Annotated in this window: 13 protein-coding genes; 7 read left to right on the top strand and 6 right to left on the bottom strand. The window is 69.1% G+C overall.

From position 1 onward, the window contains the following. Positions 1-121 precede the first annotated feature (121 nt). From rsmG to rpmH, 6 genes are all read right to left on the bottom strand, one after another. A complete protein-coding gene (rsmG, locus tag SCWH03_RS13830) occupies positions 122-829 on the bottom strand; it encodes a 16S rRNA (guanine(527)-N(7))-methyltransferase RsmG (RefSeq protein ID WP_173264495.1) in 708 nt (235 codons plus the stop codon). 103 nt (positions 830-932) lie between these two features. Continuing rightward, on the bottom strand, positions 933-1442 hold the full coding sequence (locus SCWH03_RS13825) for a Jag family protein (protein ID WP_173264494.1): 510 nt from the start codon (positions 1440-1442) through the stop codon (positions 933-935). 14 nt (positions 1443-1456) lie between these two features. After that, on the bottom strand, positions 1457-2695 hold the full coding sequence (gene yidC, locus SCWH03_RS13820) for a membrane protein insertase YidC (protein WP_173264493.1): 1239 nt from the start codon (positions 2693-2695) through the stop codon (positions 1457-1459). A 3-nt stretch (positions 2696-2698) separates the two neighbouring features. Beyond that, positions 2699-3025: a membrane protein insertion efficiency factor YidD gene (yidD, locus tag SCWH03_RS13815; protein ID WP_173264492.1), complete on the bottom strand. Its 327-nt coding sequence runs from the start codon at positions 3023-3025 to the stop codon at positions 2699-2701. Further along, positions 3022-3393 carry a ribonuclease P protein component gene (rnpA, locus tag SCWH03_RS13810; RefSeq protein WP_173264491.1) on the bottom strand — a complete coding sequence of 124 codons (372 nt, stop codon included), beginning with the start codon at positions 3391-3393 and terminating at the stop codon, positions 3022-3024. The genes yidD and rnpA overlap by 4 nt, the downstream gene beginning before the upstream one ends. A gap of 20 nt (positions 3394-3413) precedes the next feature. Further along, positions 3414-3551 (bottom strand): 50S ribosomal protein L34, encoded by a 138-nt coding sequence (gene rpmH / locus SCWH03_RS13805; RefSeq protein ID WP_008746848.1) that lies wholly within the window; start codon positions 3549-3551, stop codon positions 3414-3416. A 463-nt stretch (positions 3552-4014) separates the two neighbouring features. Here rpmH and dnaA point away from each other — a divergent pair, with 463 nt between their 5' ends. The 7 genes from dnaA to gyrA all read left to right on the top strand — a co-directional run bounded on the left by dnaA (position 4015) and on the right by gyrA (position 16675). After that, positions 4015-5808 (top strand): chromosomal replication initiator protein DnaA, encoded by a 1794-nt coding sequence (gene dnaA / locus SCWH03_RS13800; RefSeq protein ID WP_173264490.1) that lies wholly within the window; start codon positions 4015-4017, stop codon positions 5806-5808. Positions 5809-6971: 1163 nt separating this feature from the next. Continuing rightward, complete coding sequence (gene dnaN, locus SCWH03_RS13795; RefSeq protein WP_173264531.1) at positions 6972-8102, top strand: DNA polymerase III subunit beta; 1131 nt, start codon at positions 6972-6974, stop codon at positions 8100-8102. 169 nt (positions 8103-8271) lie between these two features. Beyond that, positions 8272-9150 (top strand): phosphogluconate dehydrogenase (NAD(+)-dependent, decarboxylating), encoded by an 879-nt coding sequence (gene gnd / locus SCWH03_RS13790; RefSeq protein ID WP_173264489.1) that lies wholly within the window; start codon positions 8272-8274, stop codon positions 9148-9150. Between the two features lie 76 nt (positions 9151-9226). Then, positions 9227-10351, top strand: a complete 1125-nt coding sequence (gene recF / locus SCWH03_RS13785) for a DNA replication/repair protein RecF (protein ID WP_173264488.1) — start codon at positions 9227-9229, stop codon at positions 10349-10351. After that, positions 10348-10941 carry a DciA family protein gene (locus SCWH03_RS13780; protein WP_173264487.1) on the top strand — a complete coding sequence of 198 codons (594 nt, stop codon included), beginning with the start codon at positions 10348-10350 and terminating at the stop codon, positions 10939-10941. The genes recF and SCWH03_RS13780 overlap by 4 nt, the downstream gene beginning before the upstream one ends. Positions 10942-11831: 890 nt before the next feature. Beyond that, complete coding sequence (gene gyrB, locus SCWH03_RS13775; protein WP_272491066.1) at positions 11832-13907, top strand: DNA topoisomerase (ATP-hydrolyzing) subunit B; 2076 nt, start codon at positions 11832-11834, stop codon at positions 13905-13907. A gap of 41 nt (positions 13908-13948) precedes the next feature. Continuing rightward, positions 13949-16675: a DNA gyrase subunit A gene (gyrA, locus tag SCWH03_RS13770; RefSeq protein ID WP_173264486.1), complete on the top strand. Its 2727-nt coding sequence runs from the start codon at positions 13949-13951 to the stop codon at positions 16673-16675. Positions 16676-16699: the final 24 nt, after the last annotated feature.

The raw sequence follows: 16699 nt of genomic DNA, 5'->3' as shown, positions 1-16699 counted from the left end.
GCTCGACCAACCCCCACTCGCCATCCGAGAGATCACCACGCGCCATCCTCGACAACTACCAGAACCAGGCCGCCCGGCACCGGCGAATCCCCAAACCTATGATCCGAACCTGGAACAGGCCCTAGCGGCGACGGCGAGCGCGGGCGGCCTTGGCTCTTTTCGCGGCGAACCGCACCCCGCCTGGGCTCTCCCCGACCTCCACACGGACCACCGTGGACATGGGGTCGACCACTCCCTCTCCGACCTGGAGCACCGTGGTCTCCACGACACCGAGCTTGCTGAGTGCCGCCCGGGCCCCGTCGAGCTCCTCCTGGGCGGTGTCGCCTTTGAGAGCAAGCATTTCCCCATAGGGCCGGAGCAGCGGCACTCCCCATCCGGCAAGCCGATCCAGTGGTGCGACGGCTCGCGCGGTGACCACATGCACGGCCGGTAGCTTGCCGAGCACTTCCTCGGCCCGCCCGCGCACCACCACGACATGGTCCAGGCCCAGCAGCTCTACGACTTCCTGAAGAAAGTTCGTACGACGCAGCAGCGGCTCCAGCAGAGTGATCTTGAGATCGGGCCGGACGAGGGACAGCGGAATGCCCGGCAGTCCCGCGCCTGAGCCCACGTCGCACACCGTGACCCCCTGCGGAACCACCTCGGAGAGCACGGCGCAGTTCAGCACATGCCGCTCCCACAGCCGCGGAACCTCACGGGGGCCGATCAGCCCGCGCTTGACTCCCACATCCGCAAGCAACTCCGCATACCTGACCGCCTCGGGAAAGAACTCACCGAACACCGTCCGCGCCTCTTCTGGCGCCTGGGGGAGCTCTGCTGCCTCCGTCACCGGAACCGTCCTTCCGTACCGCACCGCGCTGTGGTGCCGATGTATCAGGCTGACAAAACTCGGCCCCGCCTGCGAACAGACGGGGCCGATGGCTGCTGTGCGATCAGGCAGGAAGAACGACGACGAAGCGCCCCGGCTCCTCGCCCTCGGACTCACTGCGCAGGCCGGCGGCCGCGACCGCGTCGTGAACGACCTTCCGCTCGAACGGGGTCATGGGCTTCAGCTTCACGGGCCCGCCCGTGCTCTTGACCTCGGCAGCCGCCTTGGCCCCGAGCTCCGCGAGCTCGGCCCGCTTCGTGGCTCGATAGCCCGCGATGTCCAGCATCAGCCGGCTGCGGTCCCCGGTCTCGCGGTGGACGGCGAGCCGGGTCAGCTCCTGGAGAGCCTCCAGCACCTCGCCCTCGCGGCCCACGAGCTTCTGCAGGTCACGGCTGCCCGTGTCACTGATGATCGATACCGAGGCCCGGTCCGCTTCGACATCCATGTCGAGGTCGCCGTCGAGATCGGCGATGTCGAGCAGACCCTCGAGGTAGTCAGCGGCGATCTCGCCCTCCTGCTCCAGGCGGGTCAGGGTGTCGCCACCCTCGGCGGCGGAGGTGGTGCCTTCCGTCACGGATGGACTCCTTCTTACTTCTTGGACGAGGGGTGCTTGGGCCGCTGCGAGCCCTTGCGTTGTCCGGACTTGGCTTGACGGGGAGAAGCGGGGGATGTGCTCCCCGCCGGCTTGGGGACACTGTCCTTCGGCGCGGCCTCCTTCTCCAGCGAAGGCTTGACCGCACCGGTCTGATGAGCGCCGCCCGACTGGCGCTGGGCCTTGCTCTGGCGCTTGGGCTGCTGCCGGCGCCCCGCGGAACCGCCGTCGGCGTCCACCGCGACCGTGTCGCTCTTGATCACGGAGCCGTCCGCCTGCGCGGCGAAGCCCGCCTTGGCCAGCCCTGCGACAAACCGGCGCTCGTTCTCGTTGCGGTCGGTTCCCTTGGCGACGATGGCCTGGACCACCATCCGCCTGCGGCGCCCGCGCACCTCACTGTGAGCCGTGACGCTTTTCAGCAGCCGCTGCAGATAGCTGTCCTGCGCCTTGGAGCCAGGGGTGGGGTTCTGGTTGATCACGTACATCTGCTGGCCCATGGTCCACACATTGGTGGTCAGCCAGTAGACCAGAACACCGACGGGGAAGTGGATGCCCGTCACGGCGAAGATGAGCGGGAAGATGTACATCAGCATCTTCTGCTGCTGCATGTACGGCGTCTTGACCGTGAGGTCGACGTTCTTCTGCATCAGCTGGCGCTGCGTGAAGAACTGCGACGCCGACATCAGGATGATCATGACCGCGGTGACGACGCGGACATCGGTCACGGAGGCGCCCAGCGCCGCGGCCTTGTCGGCGTCCATGAACGTGGCCGCGATCGGAGCTCCGAAGATGCGTGCCTCACGCGCGCTGTCCACCAGCTGCTGGTTGAGGACACCGATCGTGTCACCCGAGGCGATCTTGCTCAGCACATGGTAGAGCGCGAAGAAGAACGGCGACTGCGCCAGGATCGGAAGGCACGAGGACAGCGGGTTGGTGCCCGTGTCCTTGTACAGCTTCATCATCTCTTCGGACTGACGCTGGCGGTCGTTCTTGTAGCGCTCCTGGATCGCCTTCATTTTGGGCTGGAGCGCCTGCATGTTCCGCATCGACTTGATCTGCTTCACGAAGAGCGGGATCAGACAGATACGGATGACCACCACCAGGGAGACGATGGACAGTCCCCATGCCCAGCCCGTGTCCGGCCCGAAGAGCGCACCGTACAGCTTGTGGAACTGGACGATGATCCAGGAGACGGGTGTGGTGATAAAGCTGAAGAGACTGGCAATCGTGTCCACTAATCAGGCTCCTTGAGCATGGGGCGAGGTCTCTGCGGCCGGGCTGGTCTCAGGGGGGTGCCCGCCCTTGCCACCGCGCAGATGGTCGCGCAGCAGCTCGTGCCAACGTGGTCGTTTACGGGGAGGGACGTGGTCCACACCGCCGGGCGACCACGGGTTGCACCGCAGGATGCGCCAGGCAGTCAGCGCCGTACCTTTCACAGCACCGTGCCGGTCGATCGCGGTGTACCCGTAGTGGGAGCACGACGGGTAGTACCGGCAGACGGGTCCCAGCAGAGGGCTGATCGTCCACTGGTACAGCTTGATCAGAGCCAGCAGCGGATACTTCATCGCGCGCCCCTTCCCTGCAGCCGCTGGAGAGCGGCGTCCAGGTCTCGGGCCAGATGTGCATGGTCGGCGTCGCCCGCTCCGGGCAGCGCCCGTACGACCACCAGGCTACCGGGGGGGAGCTCGGACAGTCGTTCGCGTATCAGGTGGCGAAGCCGCCGCTTCACCTGGTTCCGCACGACCGCACCACCCACCGCCTTGCTCACGACGAAACCCGCACGTGTCGGGGGAGCGCTCTCCCCAGACGCGTGCGGGTCCGTTGAACCGCTGCGTAGATGGACGACGAGAAGCGGGCGTCCGGCCCGGCGTCCCCGGCGTACCGCGGTCGCGAAGTCCTCGCGCCGCCTCAGCCGATTGTCGGTAGGCAGCACGTCATGACCTGTGCTGCAGATCAGGCGGACAGACGGGCGCGACCCTTGGTGCGGCGGGACGCGAGAATCGCGCGGCCGGCACGGGTACGCATCCGCAGCCTGAAGCCGTGGGTCTTCGCGCGACGACGGTTGTTCGGCTGGAAGGTGCGCTTGCTCACTCGGGGACTCCAGAAATGATGTGTGGGTGGCGGGGCATCGCCTGGCTGTCACCGTGCGCCCACGAGTAGCTCGCAATACGCCCGAGTGCACCGCTTCACGATCACCGATCGTGGTCCACTGATAGTGATCTTTGCCCATCGGAGGCAGGCGGCAGCAGCCATCGACAACTCGACCTGGTCACGGTACGCGCGGCTACGCCATCCAGTCAAACCAGGGTCACTGCGGCACCGACTGTACACAGGCTGTGGACAACGACTTGAACCGCACCGGCCGCCCTGACTACCGTGACTGGACTCGAGTTCTCCGAGCTCTCTGCGTTCCTTCAGTTCTCCGAGTCGCCCGAGTCGCCCGAGTCGCTTGAGTTGCCTGAGTTGCCTGAGTTCCTTCCCCACCCGCCTGCCGGGCCTGACCGACCCGTCCCGAGAACCACACACTCGTGGGACCTGTGAGAGAGCGTGCCTTGTGGCTGACGTACCTGCCGATCTTGCCGCAGTGTGGCCACGCGTGCTGGAACAACTCCTCGGAGAAGGCCAGCAGGGCATCGAGCCCAAGGACAAGCAGTGGGTCGAGCGCTGCCAGCCACTGGCACTGGTAGCCGACACGGCACTCCTCGCCGTTCCCAACGAATGGGGCAAGCGCGTTCTCGAGGGGCGGCTGGCACCGCTGATCAGCGACGCCCTCAGCCGTGAGTGCGGCCGCCCGATCCGGATCGCCATCACCGTGGACGACTCCTCTCCCGAGCCCGCCACCGCGCCGGCACCGCCCGTGCAGCAGCCTCCCCGCTACCCGGGTGCGCAGCACGACGAGCCGCGCCATGGTGACACCTATGACGGGTACGGCCATCGGTCCGGAGGAGACGACGGGCTGCCGAGCGTCCGCCCCGCCTACCCCGGGTACCAGCAGCAGCGCCCCGAGCCCGGCGCCTGGCCGCGCGCCCAGGAGGACCTGTCCTGGCAGCAGACGCGGCTCGGCGGGTTCCAGGAGCGCGACCCCTACGCCACGACCCGCCCCCGGCAGCCGCAGCACGACTACCGCTCGCCCCTGCCCGACCACGGACAGTACGACCACCAGCGCCCCGACCGTCCGGGCGCCCCGGATCCCGGGACCACACGGCACGGCTCCCCTGGGCCCGGAGCTCCCCTGGGCCCGGAGCCGGGACGGCCCGGCGGCGCCCCCGGGCCCCTCGGCGCACAGCCCGCCCCGGCTCCGGGCCCAGGGGAGCCGCACGCCAGGCTGAACCCCAAGTACCTCTTCGACACCTTCGTCATCGGCGCGTCCAACCGCTTCGCCCACGCGGCCGCGGTCGCCGTGGCCGAGGCCCCCGCCAAGGCCTACAACCCGCTCTTCATCTACGGGGAGTCAGGACTCGGCAAGACGCATCTGCTGCATGCCATCGGGCACTACGCGCGCAGTCTCTACCCCGGCACCCGGGTGCGATACGTGAGCTCGGAGGAGTTCACCAACGAGTTCATCAACTCCATCCGCGACGGCAAGGGCGACGCCTTCCGCAAGCGCTACCGCGATGTGGACATCCTGCTGGTCGACGACATCCAGTTCCTCGCGAGCAAGGAGTCCACGCAGGAGGAGTTCTTCCACACCTTCAACACGCTCCACAACGCCAACAAGCAGATCGTGCTGTCCTCCGACCGGCCGCCGAAGCAGCTGGTGACCCTGGAGGACCGGCTGCGGAACCGCTTCGAGTGGGGGCTCACCACCGATGTGCAGCCGCCGGAACTGGAGACGCGCATCGCGATCCTGCGCAAGAAGGCGGTGCAGGAGCAGCTCAACGCGCCCCCGGAGGTGCTGGAGTTCATCGCGTCGCGGATCTCCCGGAACATCCGCGAGCTGGAGGGCGCGCTCATCAGGGTCACCGCGTTCGCGAGCCTGAATCGTCAGCCGGTGGACCTGGGACTCACCGAGATCGTGCTCAAGGACCTCATCCCGGGCGGGGAGGACACCGCCCCGGAGATCACCGCGAGCGCGATCATGGCAGCCACCGCGGACTACTTCGGGCTGACGGTGGAGGACCTCTGCGGGTCCTCACGCAGCCGCGTCCTGGTCACCGCGCGCCAGATCGCCATGTACCTGTGCCGGGAGCTCACGGATCTGTCGCTGCCGAAGATCGGTGCGCAGTTCGGGGGGCGGGACCACACCACGGTGATGCACGCGGACCGCAAGATCCGCGCGCTGATGGCCGAGCGGCGCTCCATCTACAACCAGGTCACCGAGCTCACCAACCGGATCAAGAACGGCTGAGTCCGGTCGGTACGCGCCGCATACACCGCACATGGCGGGCCCGGGACGCTGGGGTGACTGCGCACGGCGCGCACAGCTCGATCCGCGGCTGAATCGACAGCGCAGGCCCCGACCCCGCCAGCCGGCGACCAGCACAGCCTGCTCGCCGTGCAGCGGCGCCGGTCGCGCATCCGGACTGCCCAGGTCGGAGTACGGCGATCGTGCGGACACCTCCGGGACGGCCGCCTCCCGGCTTGCCTGCGCACCTGCCCCCGGGGGCGCGCCGCCTCGCCATCTCCTCTTCCTCTTCTCTTCTCACTGTCCTCACGCCCATCACGCCCGTCTTGCCCCTCCCAGCCTCACGTCCCTCCCGCTCTCGCCCTGCCGACCTCCATCACGCCACGGCTCAGGGGTGCCTCTGCGCTGTTCGAATAGTCGCCGCAGCAAGGCTGTTCTCCACAGATCAGGGACGCACCCTCCGTCCACAGCCTGGGGACTTGTGAGTTGTCCAGATCGCATCCACAGCAGGGGCGGCTTCAGCATGGTCATACCTGGTCAGCTGGATGTGGATTTGTGGCAAACCGTAATCCACAGGCTGTGGATACAGGGCCGCTCCCTAGGGCGCGGCCAGCGTTGTCCCCACCCTGCCCACAGGCTCGGCCTAGTTGCCCACAGCTTCTCCACACGCCTGTCCACTGTTCGGCAACGAAACGCCCGAGCTCACTGAACCGAGTGAAAGGCATCACATCAAGGTGTCGGGTTGGGCTGTGGGCAACCTGGGTAAAGCTGGGGACGGCGCTGGGGAGAAGTCCCCGCGGCCTGTGTACGGGGTGTGCAGAACTTTCCGGTGTCCACAGTGAGCCCTGGTTGTCCACCGGTCCCACCCACAGGGCCCGTGGACAAAATTCATCTGTTGACCTGCATAAACGAGGTTTTCCACGGTTTCCACAGGCCCTACTACTACTCCCACCTAGAGATACCGGGGAACTCGTTTCGAAGAAGGGCCTGTGCACAACTCGGGATCAGTGCCTCCGAGGCCTCCCCTCTCGACTTGACCCCGAGCCGTGCCGAGTGTCGGCGCCGTGCGTCAGACTGTTCTCCGGCATCGGCCCCCACCCCGATCGGGGTGCCGCGTGCCGACGAAGGCCGGCAGGGCGAGCGAGCAACAGCAGGAGGCGGTTCCGGTGAAGATCCGGGTGGAGCGCGACGTACTCGCGGAGGCGGTGGCGTGGGTGGCCCGGAGCCTCCCGGCACGTCCGCCGGCGCCCGTCCTCGCGGGCCTTCTGCTGAAGGCCGAGGACGGCGTGCTCAGCTTCTCCAGCTTCGACTACGAGGTCTCCGCGAGGGTCTCGGTCGAGGCGGAGGTCGAGGAGGACGGGACGGTGCTCGTCTCCGGCCGTCTGCTCGCCGACATCTGCCGCGCCCTCCCCAACCGCCCGGTGGAGATCTCCACCGACGGTGTGCGGGCGACCGTGGTCTGCGGTTCCTCCCGCTTCACGCTGCACACCCTCCCCGTGGAGGAGTACCCGGCACTGCCCCAGATGCCCACCGCGACCGGCACCGTCCCCGGCGAGGTCTTCGCCTCCGCCGCTGCCCAGGTCGCCGTCGCCGCCGGCCGGGACGACACTCTCCCCGTGCTCACGGGTGTGCGCATCGAAATCGAGGGCGACACCGTCACCCTGGCCTCCACCGACCGCTACCGCTTCGCGGTCCGGGAGTTCCTGTGGAAGCCGGAGGCCCCCGACACCTCCGCGGTCGCCCTGGTGCCCGCCAAGACCCTGCTCGACACGGCGAAGGCGCTGACCAGTGGGGACACCGTCACCCTGGCGCTGTCCGGCTCCGGCGCCGGTGAGGGCCTGATCGGCTTCGAGGGTGCGGGCAGGCGGACGACCACCCGTCTGCTCGAGGGCGACCTGCCGAAATACCGCACGCTCTTCCCCACCGAGTTCCTGTCGGTGGCCGTGATCGAGACCACCCCGTTCGTCGAGGCCGTCAAACGCGTCGCCCTGGTCGCCGAGCGGAACACTCCGGTCAGGCTCAGCTTCGAGCAGGGCGTGCTGATCCTGGAAGCGGGTTCCAGCGACGATGCACAGGCTGTGGAGCGGGTGGACGCCAGGCTCGAGGGCGACGACATCTCGATCGCCTTCAATCCGACGTTCCTGCTGGACGGGCTCAGTGCCATCGACGCCCCGGTCGCACAGCTCTCCTTCACCACCTCCACCAAGCCCGCGCTGCTCAGTGGGAAGCCCGCCGTGGACGCGGAGGCGGACGAGGCGTACAAGTACCTGATCATGCCGGTGCGCCTCAGCGGCTGAGTCCCGGCCCGGTCGGATCCCGGACGACCCCGGACGGCCTTGGGCCGACCCGGCACTCGGACCCCGTCCGGCCTGCGCTTATGAGCACCCGACCCCACGGGTGTGTGCCCGGGCCCCGGCGTAGGCTCGGACGCGGGTACGAAACGTCGCACGGTAAGGATTCTCTCTGATGGAGCTCGGTCTCGTCGGCCTCGGCAAGATGGGCGGCAACATGCGCGAGCGCATACGCCGCGCAGGCCACACCGTCATCGGTTACGACCGCAACCCGGACCTCTCCGACGTCCCGAGCCTCGAGGCGCTTGTGGGCGGGCTCGAGGGCCCGCGGGTGGTGTGGGTGATGGTCCCCGCGGGCGCTGCGACCCAGGCCACCATCGATGAGCTGGCCGGGCTCCTGGCTCCCGGTGACGTGGTCGTCGACGGCGGCAACTCCCGGTGGACGGACGACGAGAGGCACGCCGTCGAGCTGGGCATCAAGGGCGTCGGGTTCGTCGACTGCGGTGTCTCGGGCGGGGTCTGGGGCCTGGAGAACGGCTATGCGCTCATGTACGGCGGCTCGAAGGAGGACGTCTCCAAGGTCCAGCCGGTCTTCGACGCGCTGAAGCCCGCGGGCGAGTACGGCGCGGTGCACGCCGGCAAGGTCGGTGCCGGCCACTTCGCGAAGATGGTCCACAACGGCATCGAGTACGCCATGATGCAGGCCTACGCCGAGGGCTGGGAGCTGCTGGAGAAGGCCGACTCCGTCACCGATGTGCGCGAGGTCTTCCGGTCCTGGCAGGAGGGCACGGTCATCCGCTCCTGGCTGCTCGACCTCGCGGTCAACGCGCTGGACGACGACGAGCACCTGGAGAAGATCCGCGGCTATGCACAGGACTCGGGCGAGGGCCGGTGGACCGTGGAAGCCGCGATCGACCACGCGGTGCCGCTCCCGGCGATCACCGCGTCCCTGTTCGCGCGGTTCGCGTCCCGCCAGGACGACTCCCCGCAGATGAAGATGATCGCTGCCCTGCGGAACCAGTTCGGCGGGCACGCGGTCGAGAGCAACCAGTAATCCACGGACTGCGGAGAAAGGCCCCCCGGCCGGCAGCGAGCACGGAGCGGTGGGCCGTAGGGAGGTCGGCGTCGCCATGCATGTCACGCATCTGTCGCTGGCCGACTTCCGCTCGTACGCCCGGGTCGAGGTCGCGCTCGAGCCGGGCGTCACCGCTTTCACCGGGGCCAACGGGCAGGGCAAGACCAATCTGGTGGAGGCCGTCGGCTATCTCGCGACGCTCGGCAGCCACCGGGTCTCCTCGGACGCACCGCTGGTGCGTACGGGGGCGGAGCGGGCGGTCATCAGGGCCGCGGTCACCCAGGGCGAGCGGTCCCAGCTGATTGAGCTGGAGCTCAATCCGGGGAAGTCGAACCGGGCGCGTATCAACAGGTCTTCGCAGGTCAGGCCCCGTGACGTGGTGGGGATCGTCAGGACCGTACTGTTCGCCCCGGAGGATCTGGCCCTGGTGAAGGGCGATCCGGGCGAGCGCAGGCGCTTCCTGGACGACCTGGTCACGGCGCGCTCGCCCCGGATGGCGGGGGTGCGGTCGGACTACGAGCGGGTGCTCAGACAGCGCAACACGCTGCTGAAGTCGGCCGCGATGGCGCGACGGCACGGCGGTCGCGCCATGGACCTGTCGACCCTGGACGTGTGGGACCAGCACCTCGCCCGGGCAGGGGCGGAGCTGCTGGCCCGCCGGCTGGATCTGATCGCCGCTCTGCAGCCCCTGGCGGACAAGGCGTACGAGCAGCTGGCCCCGGGCGGAGGCCCGCTCGCCCTCGAGTACCGCGGGTCGGCGGGCGGCGGTGCCGCCCGGTCGCGCGAGGAGTGGTACGAGCAGCTCGCGGCCGAGCTGGGCGAGACCCGCAGGCAGGAGATCGAGCGCGGGGTCACGCTGGTCGGGCCGCACCGCGATGAGCTGCTGCTGAAGCTGGGCGGGATGCCGGCGAAGGGCTATGCCAGCCACGGCGAGTCCTGGTCCTACGCGCTCGCGCTGCGGTTGGCCTCGTACGACCTGCTGCGGGCGGAGGGCAACGAGCCGGTGCTGGTGCTCGACGACGTGTTCGCCGAGCTCGACACCCGTCGTCGGGAGCGGCTGGCGGAGCTGGTCGCCCCGGGTGAGCAGGTGCTGGTGACGGCCGCGGTGGACGAGGACGTTCCGGGGGTGCTGGCGGGCGCGCGGTACCGGGTCGCGGACGGGGCGGTGGGGCGCGCATGAGCGAGAACGGGACCGAGTGGGTGTCCGGGACGGGCGCTCCGTCAGCGCCGTCAGCGCAGTCAGGGCCTTCGGGACCGCTGCCCCTGCCCTCGGGCGTGGACCTGGCACGGGTGGCACTGCACGCGGCGAGGGAGCGGGCTCGGGCCCAGGGCGCGGCCGCACTGGAGAAGCGCCAGGCCAGGCGGGGGGGTGGGCTGCGGTCCGGAGCCCGGGCGGACGGCCGGGATCCCCTGCCACTGGGCGCGGCGATCAACCGGCTGATCACCGAGCGGGGCTGGGAAACCCCCGCGGCGGTCGGCGGAGTGATGGGCCGCTGGCCGCAGATCGTCGGCGAGGACCTGGCGAGACACTGCGTCCCGCTCCGCTTCGACGAGGATCCGGGCCAGCGCGTGCTCACCGTCCAGTGCGACTCGACGGTGTGGGCGACCCAGCTGAGGCTGCTCGCCCCGCGGCTCGTGGCCCGGCTGAACGAGGCCCTCGGCCAGGGCACGGTCCGGGTGATCAGGGTTCTGGGGCCGGGCGGTCCCGTCCGCCGCTTCGGTCCGCTGCGCGCGCCCGGCAGCACGGGCCCCGGCGACACCTGCGGCTGACGTCCCGGGTACGGCCGAGACCACGCCACCGTGCACAGGGCTGGCGCCGGTCCGCCCGGCATCTGAAGGCCCGGCTGCCGCCTGCACGCGCGGCTGCCGCCTGCACGCACCGGTGAAGCCCGGGGGTGCTCCCCGGAAGCCAGGGGCGCCCGGGGCCGCCGCACGGAGACCACGCGTATCCGCCCTTCCGCGCGCCCTTGCCGCTCCTTTCACGCGCCCCTCTCCAGAGGCCGCCCACCCGCTCCTCTCCAGAGGCCGCCCACCCGGGCCCTGTCCGGGGAGCCTTGCCGCGAAGTGGTCTGCGTCACAAGCGCACGTCCGTCTCCGGCTCGTCGCGGCCCGCCCTCCCCCCGCGCCTGCCGCGGTTCCCGGCCCGTGGGACGGCCGTTCACCGGCCGGTGCCCGCAGTGCGGTGCCCCGTTCCCCCGCGGACCGGGTGCGACGGCCGCGACGGCAGACCGCACCCACCTGCTGCACCCCTCTGCCGCTTCCCCCGCCGACCGCAGTGCGCGGGCCGCAGATGTCGACCATCGTCGCAGGTCAGAGCGCATCGGGGCGGGGGCAGCACTCCCCCGTCCCCCCGGCGCTCGCCCTCCGGCGGGGCAGCCTCTTCCGCGGTGGGACCGGTGGGGCGCCCGGGGTGTCCCTCACCGTAGCCGGGGGTTGACAGGCCGAAGCGCTCAAAGCCTGCGTGAGCCTCTTGGGGGCCCTTCCCGAATATGGGGAGTCGGCGGCCGCCCGTTGAGGGCGGCACATGCGGACTCAGGGACCCGCAAACCCCCATTCATGTCGGCGGTACCGGTAGACTGACACAGAATCCCGCCGCCGTGCGGGACACGTCGATTACAGCCGAACGACGCAGCCGGTCCCGCTTGCCCGGAGAACGGTGTGTGCTGTGCCAGAAAGGGCGCTTCGTGGCCGATTCCGGCAACCCCAACGAGAACATTCCTTCCACTGCCGCCGACGGGACCGGCGCGGGCCTGGGGCCCGCGTCGTACGACGCCAGCGCGATCACCGTCCTCGAGGGTCTGGACGCGGTCCGCAAGCGGCCCGGCATGTACATCGGGTCGACCGGTGAGCGCGGTCTCCATCACCTCGTCCAGGAGGTCGTCGACAACTCCGTCGACGAGGCCCTGGCCGGGCACGCGGACAGGATCGACGTGACGATCCTCGCCGACGGCGGTGTCAGGGTCGTGGACAACGGCCGCGGCATTCCCGTCGACATCCACCCGGTGGAGAAGAAGCCGGCCGTCGAGGTCGTCCTCACGGTGCTGCACGCGGGCGGCAAGTTCGGAGGCGGCGGCTACGCCGTCTCGGGTGGTCTGCACGGCGTCGGCGTGAGCGTGGTCAACGCGCTCTCCACCAAGGTCTCGGTGGACATCAAGCGGGACGGCTACCGCTGGACGCAGGACTACAAGACGGGGGTTCCCACCGCCCCGCTGGCGAAGCACGAGCAGGTCGGGGACTCGGGCACCACGGTCACGTTCTGGGCCGACCCGGACATCTTCGAGACGATCGAGTACTCGTTCGAGACGCTGTCCCGCCGCTTCCAGGAGATGGCCTTCCTCAACAAGGGCCTGACCCTGACGCTGACGGACGAGCGCGAGTCGGCGAAGGCGACCGTCGGCGCGGACGACCCGGACGCGGAGGCGGCGGCCGAGCCGAAGGCGCGCACGGTCGAGTACCACTACGAGGGCGGCATCGTCGACTTCGTGACGTATCTGAACTCCCGCAAGGGCGAGCTGATCCACCCGACGGTCATCGACATCGAGGCCGAGGACAAGGAGCGGCTGCTCTCGGTCGAGGTGGCGATGCAGTGGAACTCGCAGTACAGCGAGGGCGTCTACTCCTTCGCCAACACGATCCACACGCACGAGGGCGGTACCCACGAGGAGGGCTTCCGCGCCGCGCTCACGGGTCTGGTCAACCGCTATGCGCGGGATCGGAAGCTGCTGCGCGAGAAGGACGACAACCTCACCGGTGAGGACATCCGCGAGGGTCTGACCGCGATCATCTCGGTCAAGCTCGGCGAGCCCCAGTTCGAGGGCCAGACCAAGACGAAACTGGGCAACACGGAGGCGAAGACCTTCGTCCAGAAGGTGGTCAACGAGCACCTCACCGACTGGTTCGACCGCAACCCCAACGAGGCGGCGGACATCGTCCGCAAGGGCATCCAGGCCGCCACGGCCCGGGTCGCCGCCCGCAAGGCCCGCGATCTCACGCGCCGCAAGGGCCTGCTGGAGAGCGCCTCGCTGCCGGGCAAGCTGTCCGACTGCCAGTCGAGCGACCCCACCAAGTGCGAGATCTTCATCGTCGAGGGAGACTCGGCCGGCGGTTCGGCCAAGTCCGGCCGCAACCCCATGTACCAGGCGATCCTGCCGATCCGCGGAAAGATCCTGAACGTCGAGAAGGCGCGGGTCGACAAGATCCTCCAGAACACCGAGGTCCAGGCGCTGATCTCCGCCTTCGGCACCGGTGTCCACGAGGACTTCGACATCGGGAAGCTCCGGTATCACAAGATCATTCTGATGGCGGACGCCGACGTGGACGGCCAGCACATCAACACCCTGCTGCTGACCTTCCTCTTCCGCTTCATGCGGCCGCTGGTCGAGGCGGGCCATGTGTTCCTGTCCCGCCCCCCGCTCTACAAGATCAAGTGGGGCCGGGACGACTTCGAGTACGCCTACTCGGACCGCGAGCGCGACGCCCTCGTCGAGATCGGCAAGCAGCAGGGCAAGCGGATCAGGGAGGACTCGATCCAGCGCTTCAAGGGTCTCGGCGAGATGAACGCCGAGGAGCTGCGCGTCACCACGATGGACGTCGAGCACCGCGTCCTCGGCCAGGTCACGCTGGACGACGCCGCGCAGGCGGACGACCTGTTCTCGGTGCTGATGGGCGAGGACGTCGAGGCACGGCGCTCCTTCATCCAGCGCAACGCCAAGGACGTCCGCTTCCTCGACATCTGAGCCGGTCTCAGCTGACCGCTCGAAAGGACTGAAGACCAGCAATGGCCGACGAGACCACCCCCGTCCCCGGCGGGGACAATCCCGCTCCCGTCACCACCGGCGTCGAGGAAGAGGGCACACAGCTGCGGATCGAGCCGGTCGGGCTCGAGACGGAGATGCAGCGCTCCTACCTCGACTACGCGATGTCCGTCATCGTGTCGCGCGCGCTGCCCGATGTGCGGGACGGCCTCAAGCCCGTGCACCGCCGGGTGCTGTACGCGATGTACGACGGCGGCTACCGGCCCGAGAAGGGCTTCTACAAGTGCGCCCGGGTCGTCGGTGACGTCATGGGCACGTACCACCCGCACGGCGACTCCTCGATCTACGACGCGCTGGTCCGCCTCGCTCAGCCGTGGTCGATGCGGATGCCGCTGGTGGACTCGAACGGCAACTTCGGCTCCCCGGGCAACGACCCGGCGGCGGCCATGCGCTACACCGAGTGCAAGATGGCGCCGCTGTCCATGGAGATGCTCCGGGACATCGACGAGGAGACCGTCGACTTCCAGGACAACTACGACGGCCGCAACCAGGAGCCGACGGTCCTGCCGTCCCGCTTCCCGAACCTGCTGGTCAACGGCAGTGCCGGGATCGCCGTCGGGATGGCCACCAACATCCCGCCGCACAACCTGCGCGAGGTCGCGGCCGGCGCCCAGTGGGCGCTGGAGCACCCCGAGGCGTCCCACGAGGAGCTCCTCGACGCGCTGGTCGAGCGGATCAAGGGCCCGGACTTCCCGACCGGGGCGCTGGTCGTGGGCCGCAAGGGCATCGAGGAGGCGTACCGTACCGGCCGCGGCTCGATCACCATGCGGGCGGTCGTCGAGGTCGAGGAGATCCAGAACCGGCAGTGCCTGGTGGTCACGGAGCTTCCGTACCAGGTCAACCCCGACAACCTCGCGCAGAAGATCGCGGACCTGGTGAAGGACGGCAGGATCGGCGGCATCGCCGACGTCCGCGACGAGACCTCGTCCCGCACGGGCCAGCGCCTGGTCATCGTGCTGAAGCGGGACGCCGTGGCCAAGGTCGTCCTCAACAACCTGTACAAGCACACCGACCTGCAGACCAACTTCGGCGCCAACATGCTGGCACTGGTCGACGGGGTACCGCGCACGCTGTCGCTCGACGCCTTCATCCGGCACTGGGTCACCCACCAGATCGAGGTCGTCGTCCGCCGGACTAAGTTCCGGCTGCGCAAGGCCGAGGAGCGCGCCCATATCCTGCGAGGTCTGCTCAAGGCGCTCGACGCCATCGACGAGGTCATCGCGCTGATCCGGCGCAGTGAGACGGTCGAGGTCGCGCGCGGGGGTCTGATGGGCCTGCTGGACATCGACGAGATCCAGGCCAACGCGATCCTCGAGATGCAGCTGCGGCGGCTGGCCGCCCTGGAGCGCCAGAAGATCGTGCAGGAGCACGACGAACTGCAGGCGAAGATCGACGAGTACCAGCGGATCCTCGCCTCCCCCGAGAAGCAGCGCGGCATCGTCAGCGAGGAGCTGGCCGCCCTCGTCGAGAAGTTCGGCGACGACCGGCGCTCCAAGCTCGTCCCCTTCGACGGCGACATGTCCATCGAGGACCTGATCGCCGAGGAGGACATCGTCGTCACGATCACCCGCGGCGGCTATGTGAAGCGCACCAAGACCGACGACTACCGCTCGCAGAAGCGCGGCGGCAAGGGCGTACGGGGCACGAAGCTGAAGGAGGACGACATCGTCGACCACTTCTTCGTCTCCACCACGCACCACTGGCTGCTGTTCTTCACCAACAAGGGGCGGGTCTACCGGGCCAAGGCGTACGAGCTGCCGGACGCCGGACGGGACGCCCGTGGCCAGCACGTCGCCAACCTGCTGGCCTTCCAGCCGGACGAGCAGATCGCCGAGATCCTGGCGATCCGGGACTACGAGGCCGCGCCCTATCTGGTCCTCGCCACCAAGGCGGGCCTGGTGAAGAAGACGCCGCTGAAGGACTACGACTCCCCGCGGTCCGGCGGTGTCATCGCGATCAACCTGCGCGAGACGGAGGGCGGCGGCGACGACGAGCTGATCGGTGCCGAACTGGTGTCGGCCGAGGACGACCTGCTGCTGATCAGCAGGAAGGCCCAGTCGATCCGGTTCACCGCGACGGACGACGCACTGCGCCCGATGGGCCGCGCCACATCGGGTGTGAAGGGCATGAGCTTCCGCGAGGGCGACGAACTCCTCTCGATGAACGTGGTGCGGCCCGGTACATTCGTGTTCACCGCCACGGACGGCGGGTACGCCAAGCGGACCGCCGTCGACGAGTACCGCGTCCAGGGCAGGGGCGGCCTCGGCATCAAGGCCGCCAAGATCGTGGAGGATCGCGGTTCCCTGGTCGGCGCGCTGGTGGTGGAGGAAACCGACGAGATCCTCGCCATCACCCTGTCCGGCGGCGTGATTCGTACGCGAGTCAATGAAGTCAGGGAGACGGGCCGTGACACCATGGGCGTCCAGTTGATCAACCTCGGCAAGCGGGACGCCGTCGTGGGCATCGCGCGCAACGCGGAGGCCGGCCGCGAGGCCGAAGAGGTCGACGGGACCGCTGGGACCGACGGGACCGCTGGGACCGACGGGACCGCTGGGACCGACGAGGCCGCCGGGACCGACGAGGCCGCCGGGACCGCGGAAGCCGAAGAGGCCGCCGGGGCAGGGATCGCCGGGGGCGCCGGCAACGGTCAGGGCGCTGGGCCCTCGGCCGCAGAGTACGACGAGGAGTAGAGCGTGAGTGGAGCCACCGGCGCC

This window comes from Streptomyces pacificus (assembly GCF_011766325.1).
Classification (GTDB): Bacteria; Actinomycetota; Actinomycetes; order Streptomycetales; family Streptomycetaceae; genus Streptomyces; species Streptomyces pacificus.
This window is presented reverse-complemented; position numbering and strand designations above follow the sequence as displayed.